Origin of the sequence: Rheinheimera sp., assembly GCF_036782235.1 — a bacterium.
Lineage (GTDB): Bacteria > Pseudomonadota > Gammaproteobacteria > Enterobacterales > Alteromonadaceae > Pararheinheimera.
Window position 1 is genome coordinate 212,138 of record NZ_DAIPZL010000003.1, and the last position, 11,983, is coordinate 224,120.

Annotated in this window: 11 protein-coding genes; all 11 read left to right on the top strand. The window is 49.3% G+C overall.

Translation table 11 applies throughout. The features are described from left to right. Positions 1-57 precede the first annotated feature (57 nt). Positions 58-939: a 4-hydroxy-tetrahydrodipicolinate synthase gene (gene dapA, locus V7P87_RS05035; RefSeq protein ID WP_333796451.1), complete on the top strand. Its 882-nt coding sequence runs from the start codon at positions 58-60 to the stop codon at positions 937-939. 10 nt (positions 940-949) lie between these two features. Next, positions 950-2,011 (top strand): outer membrane protein assembly factor BamC, encoded by a 1,062-nt coding sequence (gene bamC / locus V7P87_RS05040; protein WP_333796452.1) that lies wholly within the window; start codon positions 950-952, stop codon positions 2,009-2,011. 277 nt (positions 2,012-2,288) lie between these two features. After that, positions 2,289-2,924, top strand: coding sequence for a YchE family NAAT transporter (locus tag V7P87_RS05045; RefSeq protein WP_296299446.1), 636 nt, complete (start codon positions 2,289-2,291; stop codon positions 2,922-2,924). A gap of 10 nt (positions 2,925-2,934) precedes the next feature. Continuing rightward, complete coding sequence (locus V7P87_RS05050; protein WP_333796453.1) at positions 2,935-4,188, top strand: DUF2066 domain-containing protein; 1,254 nt, start codon at positions 2,935-2,937, stop codon at positions 4,186-4,188. Next, positions 4,188-4,895, top strand: coding sequence for a DnaA inactivator Hda (hda, locus tag V7P87_RS05055; protein ID WP_333796454.1), 708 nt, complete (start codon positions 4,188-4,190; stop codon positions 4,893-4,895). The genes V7P87_RS05050 and hda overlap by 1 nt, the downstream gene beginning before the upstream one ends. 208 nt (positions 4,896-5,103) lie before the next feature. Next, a complete protein-coding gene (pheS, locus tag V7P87_RS05060; protein ID WP_260656720.1) occupies positions 5,104-6,084 on the top strand; it encodes a phenylalanine--tRNA ligase subunit alpha in 981 nt (326 codons plus the stop codon). A 15-nt stretch (positions 6,085-6,099) separates the two neighbouring features. Further along, positions 6,100-8,487, top strand: coding sequence for a phenylalanine--tRNA ligase subunit beta (gene pheT / locus V7P87_RS05065; protein WP_333796455.1), 2,388 nt, complete (start codon positions 6,100-6,102; stop codon positions 8,485-8,487). Positions 8,488-8,489: 2 nt separating this feature from the next. Beyond that, positions 8,490-8,786 carry an integration host factor subunit alpha gene (ihfA, locus tag V7P87_RS05070; protein ID WP_068063602.1) on the top strand — a complete coding sequence of 99 codons (297 nt, stop codon included), beginning with the start codon at positions 8,490-8,492 and terminating at the stop codon, positions 8,784-8,786. 347 nt (positions 8,787-9,133) lie between these two features. Continuing rightward, positions 9,134-10,075: a YbgA family protein gene (locus V7P87_RS05075; protein ID WP_333796456.1), complete on the top strand. Its 942-nt coding sequence runs from the start codon at positions 9,134-9,136 to the stop codon at positions 10,073-10,075. 4 nt (positions 10,076-10,079) lie between these two features. Further along, complete coding sequence (gene phrB / locus V7P87_RS05080; protein WP_333796457.1) at positions 10,080-11,510, top strand: deoxyribodipyrimidine photo-lyase; 1,431 nt, start codon at positions 10,080-10,082, stop codon at positions 11,508-11,510. After that, positions 11,503-11,973 (top strand): nuclear transport factor 2 family protein, encoded by a 471-nt coding sequence (locus V7P87_RS05085; RefSeq protein WP_333796458.1) that lies wholly within the window; start codon positions 11,503-11,505, stop codon positions 11,971-11,973. The genes phrB and V7P87_RS05085 overlap by 8 nt, the downstream gene beginning before the upstream one ends. The last annotated feature ends 10 nt before the right edge of the window (positions 11,974-11,983 follow it).

Sequence of the window (11,983 nt, forward strand, 5' to 3'; positions counted from 1 at the left end):
GTGTTTGTATGACGGCGTCATTACCATAGGCAGCCTGAAAATTACGGAGCAGTAGCCATGTTCAGAGGAAGTTACGTCGCCCTTATTACCCCGATGACAGAAACAGGTGAGGTGGATTACGCCAGCCTGCACACTTTGGTGGATTACCAGTTGCAAAACGGCACCGATGGTCTGGTTATTATGGGCACCACTGGCGAAGCGGCCACTATTCCTTTTAGCGAGCAGCTGACCGTATTACAGGCGGTGATTGAGCAAGTGGCCGGGCGTTGTCAGATTTTGGCGGGTAATGGTTCAAACTCAACGGCCGAAGCTGTTGCCAAAACTGAGGCACTGAATGCTTATGCCATCGACGGTTTTTTAACAGTCACGCCTTATTACAACAAACCCACGCAAAAAGGCATGCTGGCACATTTTCAGGCCGTTGCTGCAGCCACAAACAAACCAGTGTTGCTGTACAACGTCCCAGGTCGTACCGGTGTTGACTTGCAAGCCGCGACAGTGGCTGAACTGAGCAAGGTAAACAATATTGTGGGTATTAAAGAAGCCACGGGTTCAATGGAGCGGCTGTCGCAGCTTAAAGCAAGCTGTGGCGCTGATTTTGATTTACTCAGTGGCGATGATGCCAGTGCCAAAGAATTTATTCTGCAAGGCGGCCATGGCGTGATTTCGGTCACCACCAATGTGGCGCCAGCTGCCATGACGGCGATGATAGCGGCGGCCCGTCAGGTGAATCGTCAGCAAGCCTCTGACATTGATGACAGCCTGCAGGCGTTGCATCGTGATTTATTTATTGAAAGTAATCCAATTCCAACCAAGTGGGCACTCAAACGGATGAAGCTGATCGCTTCTGATTTTGCCCGTTTGCCGTTAACCCGGCTGGAACCAATTCATCAGGTTGTAATCGAACAAGCGCTACAACAAGCCAAAATTAATCTTTAGGAGTTTTTAGGTGCATTATTGGATCCCCGGCACTGTATTTGCCACCCTGCTGTTATCTGGCTGTTCGTTATGGACCGCACCCGAAACCACCAAGGCGCCAGCAGCGCCAACAGTCAAAGAACTGGCTGTTCCTACCGGTTTAAAAGCGCCAAGAACACCGGCGCAATATGATATTCCTGCCAAAGTGGCAAGTGGTGTTCGCGGCGAAGCCGTTGAGCTGCGCGCACCTATGCAGGTGTTGGCAGTTGCCACCAATGCCCGGGTTGAAGAAGACGATAAAGAAGTGCGGGTGTTTTTTGAGCGCAACGAATTTACCGGTGATTTATTGCCATTTTTAACCAGCAATATCACCGACTTTTTTACCGAGCAGCAGATTGAACTGAATAAAACGTCAGCAACCAGCTGGCAGTCTGGTTGGGTGAGTGAATACGAAGAAACCGGCTGGTGGTGGTGGAAAGGTGAAAGCCTGACCCAGCAAAGCCGTTTTAAGGTTGAGTTTGAACCCCGTATCCATGGCCGCACTGTGGCAGTGAAGGTGCAGCTGACTGAACATAAATATGCCGATTCTGACGCGCGTATTACACCCATTGCCCAGCGTCGTGAAGAAGTGCACTTTTTAAACCGGCTGATTGATAAAGTGGCCACTGTGGAGCTGGCGCGTATTCAGGAGGCCAAAGCCAAGCAGCCTGATGTGTTGTTAACCCGCGCCACCAACGATAAAAATGAAGCTGTGTTGTTAACCACACAACCTCTGGAAGTGGCCTGGGCACAACTTGAATTATTGTTTGAACACTTGTCTTTGGAAGTGACGGATTTAAACCGTACCGACTATCTGTATTACGTCAGTTATCGTAAGCCAGAAGCGGGTTTCTGGGACGCACTCTGGGGTGGTGAAGAGCAGGCGGTGTTGCCTATTGCCGAAGGCGAATATCAGCTGGCGCTGAGTAAAACCGACAAAGGCACGGCCATTAAATGGCGTGACAAAGAGGGCAATACTCTGGATCAAGCCACTATTGATGCGATTTACGAAGTGTTTATTGCTGCTATCCGTAAGTCAAAAGTTGAGCTTTAACGCTTCCTTTGTCTGAATACTGCGCTGTTCACTGATTCATTCAGCCATCGGATGACAGTGCGGTCAAATAAAGCCACCTGATGGTGGCTTTATTATTTTAATGACCAGAATAAAAAAACTTGCACTCTGTAAGGTGAAGTTGCAAAAAATAGCAGCAAAGCATTGAAATAAAACATTATTTTTAGGTGGTGGATTGCGGGGGAGGGGCCGATGTTATTACACTAACCTCAGGTGAAGTCATCGGTCTTTACAGAATACGGACAGCAAGGAAAACGCAGTGTTAGAAATCCAGGATTATCTGAAAATCTTTATCGGTATTCTCGCCATTCTAAACCCGCTGGGGGCGTTGCCGATGTACTTGTCACTGACTCAGCACCACAGTGAAACCGATAAAAAATATGTAGCTTTGACGGCCGCCAAAGGCGCCACTGTTATTTTGCTGGTGACGTTGTTTTTTGGCGAAATGATCCTGAATTTTTTTGGTATTTCGGTGAATTCATTCCGGGTGGGCGGTGGCATTCTGATTTTATTGATGGCCATTTCGATGTTACATGCCCAAACCAGTGGCGCCAAAAATACCGAAGCAGAAAGGTTGGAAGCGACCAAACGTGAATCTATTGCCATAGTGCCGCTGGCGATGCCGATGCTGGCAGGTCCTGGCGCCATCAGTTCTATTATTTTATACGGCAACAGAGCCGAAGGCTGGCAACATTATCTAATTGTTTCAGCAGAAATTATTGTTGTTGGCATAATTCTGGCCATTCTGATGCGGTTATCAGGTAAAATAGCCGGCAAACTTGGCCAGACCGGGATGAATATTATTACCCGGGTGATGGGCCTGATCCTGGCCGCGATTTCAATTGAATTTATCAGTCTGGGCCTGAAGGGGTTGTTCCCTGTGCTGGCCCGATGAGGATATCACCATGCGTTTATTGCCTGCATTTGTTTTGAGTTTATTGACGCTATTAAGCTGCACGCAGTTAGTTGCTGCGGCTGAACTCACGGATTTATATCAGGCTGAAGTGGACGCAAATCAAAGCCAGCAAGCCTGGCAACAGGCGGCTTTTGCCGCTGTGCTGGTGAAACTGACCGGCAGCGACGCCATTATGGCCAATGGCCAGGTGCAGGCAGAACTAAAACAAGCCGGCAACTATATCAAGCAGTATCAGATGGCACAGCGTGATGGCCGCCATCTGATGCTGGTCAGTCTGGATCAGCAAAAAATCACCACTTTATTGGCACAACAACAAGTGCCGGTTTGGGGCAGTCGCCGCCCAGATGTGTTGTTATGGCTCAGCGAAAAAACACTGTCAGAGCCAAAGTTTGTGCTGGAACATCAACATCCTTTGCGTACAGCTTTGGCCGAGCAGGCGAAAAAATACGGTTTAAGTTTTATTTATCCTTTGTATGACGTGGACGATTTGGCGCTGCTGAATGAAAACAGCGTTTGGGCAGGCGACTGGGCTGCACTTGGCAGTGCGTCATTAAGATACAAAGCAGAGCGGGTACAAAACCTGCTGATCGAGCAGTTACAGGACGGTTCGGGTCAGTTGCAATACCGGTTGACCCGTCAGCAACAAATAAACGGCGAACTGGTGTTACAGGATTTTACCGCTGCCTCGATGCCGGAACTGATGGCGCAATTTGCCAAAACCCTGGCGGGCGAGTTGTCGGCACAATATGCGGTTAATTTAAATCAAACACAGACGACAGGGGCTGACGCCACCTTGCAACTGACCATTTCCGGTCTGCAAAGCCTCACTGATCTGGTGCAGCTGCAGAAAATTTTTAGTTCGATGCTGACAGTCCGTCAGCATCAGCTGGTGAGTTTTGGTCAGCAACAGGCGGTGATTACACTGCAACTGACTGCCAGCAGCGACGACTTTTACCGGGCGCTGGCACTGGAAAAACAATTGCAACCAGAGCAGCCGGCAGATGCAGGTGCGGCAAACACAGAGTCAGCAGCAACGGACATTGCAGCGGCAACATCTGCTGCAGAATCATCAGGCACCACCGACTCTGGTATCAGCGCTGCTGAGCTTGCGATGGAGCAGGCGTTGTTGCAGCAGGACGGTGCTGCCGCAGTGCCGTCAACGGATGCAACTTTGCCGGTGCAGAACAACAGCGGCACCACTTTGGCGCTTAAAAGCAGCCATTACCGTTATATCAAACCCTGATGCAGCCAACCCAATTTACCCTGGCGGTCACGCTGCCGGACGATGAAACTTTGCAGAGTTTTTATGGTGCTGACAGCAGTCCGGCGGTGCAGTTTATCCGGCACTATCTGCAGCCCCAGGCTGCAGCTTTGCCTTTGTATTTATTCGGTGCCAGCGGCAGTGGTAAATCCCATTTGTTATATGCTGCCTGTGTGCAGGCGCAGGAGTTGGGCCTGACCAGTCAGCTGTTAGCACTGGATGATTTTCGCCAGTACAGCCCAAGATTATTTGATGGTCTGGAGCAACTGGATCTGGTGTGCCTTGATAATATTCAGGCCATTGCCGGGGACAGTCATTGGCAGGTGGCTTTGTTTGATTTGTATAACCGTATGGTGGAGCAGGGCAAAAAACTTATTATCGTCGCCGATGAAGCGCCGACTCAGCTTGGCATCACTTTGCCCGACTTAGTCTCACGTTTGCAGGCCTGCACCAGTTTCCAGCTGCGGTTATTAAGCGACGACGATAAACAGAAGTTATTACAACAAAAAGCCCGGCTGCGTGGCATTGAGTTGCCGGATGAAGTGGCGCGTTATTTGTTTAACCGTCAGCAACGTGATTTACGTGCTTTGGTGGCGATCCTCGATAAACTCGATAAAGCTTCGATGGTGCATCAGCGCAAACTGACCATTCCTTTTGTTAAAGATGTGCTGGCGGAAGCGTCCGATTAATTTATTGTTGTCCTGCGGAGTCTGCCACCCCTTTTGCTCCCCTTTGTCCTGCATTTTTTGTGGCCGTCTGGCCAAAGCCTGTAAAACCTGTTGAAAAAGTCACTTTACCAAGAAAAAACCTCAGCAGAAACAGCCATTCTGCGCACTTTCTGGTGTATTATTGCCGGTTTAATCAAGTCTCCATAATCAGGCTGGTCTGAGGATAACGATGAACCTAACTGCCATATTAGAAAACGCCTTAGCTGCCGTTGCTGCAGCGGCCGATGTACAAGCACTGGAAGATGTGCGAGTTGAATTTTTCGGCAAAAAAGGCAGCATTACTGAACTGTTAAAATCGCTAGGCGCGATGGACGCTGAAACCCGCAAAGTGGCAGGTCAGCAAATTAACGATGTAAAACAACAAGTGCAGGATGCGTTAAACGCCCGTCGTGACGCGATGCAACAAGCGGTGCTGGCGCAAAAACTGGCCTCTGAGCAGATTGATATTTCTTTGCCAGGCCGCACGCTGGAAGCTGGTGGTTTACACCCTGTGACCCGCACCATCCGCCGTATTGAAAGCTTTTTTGGTGAACTTGGTTTTGAAGTGAAACACGGCCCGGAAATCGAAGATGATTTCCACAACTTTGATGCACTGAACATTCCTGAGCATCATCCGGCCCGTGCCGATCACGACACCTTTTATTTTAATCCAAAGCTGATGCTGCGCACCCAAACCTCAGGTGTACAAATCCGTACCATGGAAACACAACAACCACCGCTGCGTATTATTTCGCCGGGCCGGGTGTACCGCAACGACTACGACCAGACCCACACCCCGATGTTCCATCAGGTGGAAGGTTTGATGGTGGATAAAAACGTCAGCTTTACTGAGCTCAAAGGTATTTTGCACGATTTCCTGAAAAACTATTTTGAAGAAGATCTGCAAATCCGGTTCCGTCCTTCATTTTTCCCTTTTACCGAACCTTCGGCTGAAGTGGATGTAATGGGCAAAAATGGCAAATGGCTGGAAGTATTAGGTTGTGGCATGGTGCACCCGAACGTGCTGCGCTCAGTGGGTATTGACCCTGAAGTGTACAGCGGTTTTGCCTTTGGTATGGGTGTTGAGCGCCTGACGATGCTGCGTTACGGCGTTACAGATTTACGATCATTTTTCGAGAACGACCTGCGTTTCTTGAAGCAATTTAAATAAGCGGGGAGTTTATTGATGAAATTCAGCGAATCCTGGTTACGTGAGTGGGTAAACCCACAATTATCAACATTGGAACTGTCTGAACAAATTTCGATGGCCGGTCTGGAAGTGGACGGTATCGACGCTATTGCCGGCGAGTTCAGCGGTGTGGTGGTGGGTCATGTAGTTGAATGTGGCCGCCATCCGGAAGCCGACAAATTACAAGTGACCAAAATAGACATTGGCACGGGCGAGTTACTGGACATCGTTTGTGGTGCCGCCAACTGCCGTCAGGGCCTGAAAGTGGCCGTTGCGACTGTGGGCGCTGTGCTGCCTGGCGATTTTAAAATTAAAGCTGCTAAATTACGTGGCCAGCCGTCCAATGGCATGCTCTGTTCTTTATCTGAGCTCGGCATGGCCGAAAGTTCAGATGGCATTATTGAGCTGCCACAGGATGCACCTCTGGGTGTCAATATCCGCGACTATTTAAAACTCGATGACAACGCCATTGAAGTGGATTTAACGCCAAACCGGGCTGACTGTTTAGGTTTAATTGGTTTAGCGCGTGAAGTGGGTGTATTAAACCAGCTGGATGTCAAAGTACCAGCGGTGAACCCTGTTGCCGCCACTATCAGCGACAAACTGAGCATAGAGTTAGCAGCGCCAAAAGCTTGTCCACGTTATTTAGGCCGGGTCATTAAAAACATCAACCCGGCAGCCAACACGCCGCTCTGGATGGTCGAAAAACTGCGTCGTAGTGGTATCCGTTCTATTGACCCTGTGGTTGATGTCACCAACTTTGTGCTGCTTGAATTGGGTCATCCAATGCACGCCTTTGATTTAAGTAAAATTGAAGGTGGCATTGTGGTACGTCTGGCCAAGCCTGAAGAAAAGCTGGTGCTGCTCGATGAAAGCGAAGTGACGCTAAAGCCAGACACTTTAGTCATTGCCGATGAGAAAAAAGCACTTGCCATGGCCGGTATTTTTGGAGGCCTGCACAGTGGTGTGACCAAAGCGACCACCGACATCTTCCTGGAAAGTGCGTTCTTCTCACCGGTGGAAATGGCCGGTAAAGCACGTCAATACGGGTTACACACCGACGCCTCTCATCGTTATGAGCGTGGTGTTGACCCAGAGCTGCAACACAAGGCAATGGAGCGCGCAACTCAGTTGCTGCTGGAGATTGTTGGTGGTGAAGCTGGCCCTGTGGTGGAAGCTAAGTCTGATGAACATCTGCCAAAACCTGCCCATATCAGCCTGAGCCGGCAAAAACTGGACCGTATTCTGGGTATTTCCATTGCCACTGACACTGTGACAGAAATTTTCCAGCGTCTTGGTTTTGCCGTGACTGCGGATAACAACAGCTGGCAGGTGACAGTGCCAACTTACCGTTTTGATATTCGTATTGGCGAAGATCTAATTGAAGAAGTGGCGCGGGTCTATGGTTACAACAACATCCCGAATGTGGCACCAGTGGCCAGCTTAAAAATGCGTGACCATCATGAGGCCGACATTTCTGTGCACAGCCTGAAAGATGTGCTGGTGGTGCGCGGTTATCAGGAAGCCATTACCTATAGTTTTGTTGACCCTAAAGTACAACAGGCGTTATTCCCTGGTGTGGAAGCTTTAGTGCTGCCAAATCCTATTTCTGCCGATATGTCCGCCATGCGGTTAAATCTGTGGCCAGGTTTATTGCAGGCTGTGCAATACAACCAGAACCGTCAGCAAAACCGTATTCGTTTATTTGAATTTGGTCTGAAGTTTGTGCCTGATGCAAAAGCAGAAGGTGGCGTTTGTCAGGTGCCGGTGATTGGTGGTGTTATTGTGGGTAGTTTTGGCAATGAACACTGGAGCATCGCCGAGCGTGCCGTTGATTTTTATGACATCAAAGGTGACGTTGAAGCCTTAATTGCAATGACCTCAGCGAACAGCGAATTCAGCTTTGAAAAAGGTGAGCATAGCGCCTTACATCCGGGTCAGACTGCCGCTATTAGCCGCAACGGCCGTCAGGTCGGTCTGGTGGGTGCCTTACACCCGGAAGCAGAGCGTAAACTCGGCATCAAAGGCAAAGCTTTCCTGTTCGAACTCGAACTTGAAGCTTTTGGCCCGAAACACATTGTTTTAGCTCAGGAAGTGTCAAAATATCCGGCAAACCGCCGCGATTTGGCAATAGTTGTAAAATCTGATGTGCGTTTTTCAGATATCCTTGCTACTATTAGAAAAGTTGGCGGAAATCAACTAGTTGACCTAAAGTTGTTTGATGTGTACACAGGGCAGGGCGTTGCTGAGGGCATGAAGTCTCTGGCAATAGCGCTGACGATGCAGGACAAGGCGCGGACGCTGGAAGAGAAAGACATCCAACAGGTAGTTTCTTCAGTGGTGCAAGCGCTTGGTGATGAGTTCAACGCAACGTTGAGGGATTGAGAATGGCGCTTACCAAAGCCGATTTAGCAGAACGTTTATTTACCAAATTTGGCATCAGCAAACGCGACGCCAAAATGATAGTCGAAGCTTTTTTTGAAGAGATCCGAGTGGCTTTGGAAGCGGGCGACCAGGTGAAGCTGTCGGGCTTTGGTAATTTTGACCTGCGGGTTAAAAATCAGCGCCCGGGCCGTAACCCGAAAACCGGTGAAGATATTCCAATTTCCGCCCGTTGTGTGGTGACTTTCCGCCCCGGCCAGAAACTCAAAAGCCGGGTTGAAGTAGGCACTGCCAAAAAATAAATGGCAGCCGAGACACTGCAGCAACCTGTTGCAGTGTTTTGCTGGTGCTGATACCAATAGTCAAACTAGGCTTATTGAACACAGCAAAAACAACAAAGGAGCAAACCTCAGGGACTGCTCCTTTTTTATTGGCTTCGTTTTTGTGCCGCGTCTGCTGAAAGCGGGTATTGGCTGTTTAAGCTCAGGCTTTATCCGGTTATTTTATCAGGCAACAGCCTGCTGCCATTTTCCGTATTTTTCTTTAAATCTCACATTCAGTATTTTTCAATAAATTTAACCGCTCATTGATCCAAATTGCTGGTTAGACTGTAAAGCATTGTATCCGCGACAGTAATTGAAGAATCATTATGACAATTCAGATTGGCATCAGCGCCTGTGTGCTCGGTGAAAAAGTGCGTTATGACGGGGGTCATAAAAACTCGCCATTTTGCTCCGATGTACTGGCCAACTTTGTATCTTATGTGCCAGTGTGCCCTGAGCTGGCGATTGGTCTTGGTACACCAAGGCCGGCCATCCGCCTGATGCAAAAAGCCGATGGTGAAGTCCGCCTGGTGAACAATAAAGACAGCAGCATTGATTTTACTGAAAAAATGCACGCTTTCAGCGACGCTAAACTGCCGTCGTTGCAGCAGCTGTCGGGTTATATTGTCTGCGCTAAATCTCCTAGCTGTGGCATGGAGCGGGTGCGGCTAGTCAATGAAAAAGGCGAGTTACAGGGCAAAATTGCCACAGGGCTTTTTACCCGCCGCCTGATGCAGGCTTATCCCTGGTTGCCGGTCGAAGAAGATGGCCGGTTGCTGGACGCTGAGCTTAGAGAAAACTTTATCACCAGGGTTTATGCCATTCATGCCTGGCAACAGCAGATGCAGGATGGTTTTAGCATTGGCAAGCTGGTGAGTTTTCACAGCCAGTTTAAATTTTTGATCATGGCGCATCACCCTGGGGCTTACCGTGAGCTGGGCCGTTTGGTGGCCAATGCCAAACTATTCAGTCCGGATGAGCTGGCAAATCGTTATTTACTGGATTTTAGCCGGGCGCTGAAACAGCAGGCCACCCGAAAGCAGCAGGCCAATGTGTTGATGCACCTGCAGGGCTTTTTTAAACAGATGTTGTCAGCCGACGCTAAGCAGGAATTATTGCAGCTTATCCATCAGTACCGGCTGGGGCATGCACCTTTGCTGGCGCCACTGACATTGTTAAAACATCATTTGCGTCAGCATCCACAGCCTTATCTGGCTGCCCAAAGATATCTGCAGCCGTTCCCGGCTGAGCTGGGTTTAAGAGCGTAACGTTATGGCTGGCTTTTCAATTTTATGGTTACGTAACGATTTACGTTGTTATGATAATGCCGCGCTGCACAATGCAGTCGCGCTCGGTTTGCCGGTGCTTGCAGTTTTTATTGCCACACCAGATAGCTGGCAGCAACATCAGATGGCGCTGATAAAACAGGATCTGATCCGCCGCCGGGTGCAGGCGATGCAACAGGAACTGGCCGCTTGTGGAATCACTTTGCTGGCGCTGGAGGGCTCCGGCTATCAGCAGTGCGCCGGACAACTGGCCACTATTGCCAGGCTTGGGGCTGTCGCTTTGTTTGCGCAAACTGACTATGAACTGCGTGAACAGCAAAGAGATGCCGCTGTCAGTACTCAACTGGCGGAGCTCGGTATCCCTTGTCATTTTGTTGATACCCAGTGTTGTTTTGCCCCGGGCTCTGTGCTCAGTAAAACCGCAGAAGTTTATAAAGTATTTACCCCTTTTAAGAAAACCTGGCTGCAAAAACTGCAGACTGCGGCTCTGATATGTTTACCAAAACCAAAACAGTTGACCACGCCAGGGCTGACTTTGCCAGCATCACTGACGCCTATGCTGCCAGGTGATAACAGCTCGGCAGCTTATCCGGTAGAGGAGCGGCAGGTGCTCGACATGCTCCGCAGTTTTTGCTCCGAGCGGGTGCAGGATTATCAAAAGCTGCGCGATTTTCCGGCCAAACCCGGAACTTCAGGTTTATCACCTTATTTTGCACTGGGTGTATTGTCACCCCGTCAGGCGGTCGCCAGATTGTTGCTGGAGCAAGGAGAGAGCTGTTATCAGGAAGGCTCAGGTGCGGCAGTGTGGCTCAGTGAGCTGATTTGGCGTGAGTTTTACAAACATATCCTCGTTGCTTATCCAAAACTGATTAAACATCAGCCATTTCAGCAAGATACCGCAGCTATTGCCTGGGGCAATAATGAAAAATGGTTTCAGGCCTGGTGTGAAGGACAAACAGGGTACCCTATTGTCGATGCAGCCATGCGTCAGCTGAATCAAACCGGCTGGATGCATAACAGGCTCAGGATGATAGTGGCCAGTTTCCTGGTGAAAGATTTGCAAATAGACTGGCGCTGGGGGGAGGCTTATTTTATGTCCAGGCTGATTGATGGCGATTTTGCCGCCAATAACGGTGGCTGGCAGTGGGCCGCTTCTACCGGCACAGATGCTGCACCTTATTTCCGTATTTTTAATCCGGTGACACAAAGCGAAAAGTTTGATCCCAATGGGGATTTTATTCGTGCTTTTGTCCCTGAACTGGCAAAGTGCAACAATAAGCAGGTGCACTGGCCCCATCCTTTGCCGATGTCGGTCAATTATGCCAAACCTTTGGTGGATCATGCCAAAGCCCGGCTTAAAACCCTTGAGATCTTTAATGCGGTAAAAAAGCCGGCAGGAGTGTTAAGCAGTGACTAAATTTGCCGAACATAACCAACAAAACGCGCAAAGTTCGTTACGTTTGCAGCAGTTTGTCGATTTTTATAATGGGTTATCTGCCAATAATCTGACCGATTTAAGCCGTCTGTATCATCAGGATGTGGTTTTTGTTGATCCTGTGCATCAGCTCAAAGGGTTGCCGGCGCTGGGGCGTTATTTTGAACATGCGTATCAGAGACTCAACAGCTGCCACTTTACGCCGGTACAACAGGCTGCCACAGAGCTGCAAGGTTTTGTCAGCTGGCGTATGCGTTTAAGTCATCCGGCCATCAATAAAGGGGAGCAAGTGGAGGTGGAGGGCTGCTCTGAACTGCGCTGGCATCAGGATGGCCGCATTATCTACCATCGCGATTATTACGATTTAACCGATATGGTGTACCGGCATATTCCGCTACTTGGCTGGCTGACAGCAAAAGTGAAACAAAAAATGGCGCAAGACTAAGGAATGAATT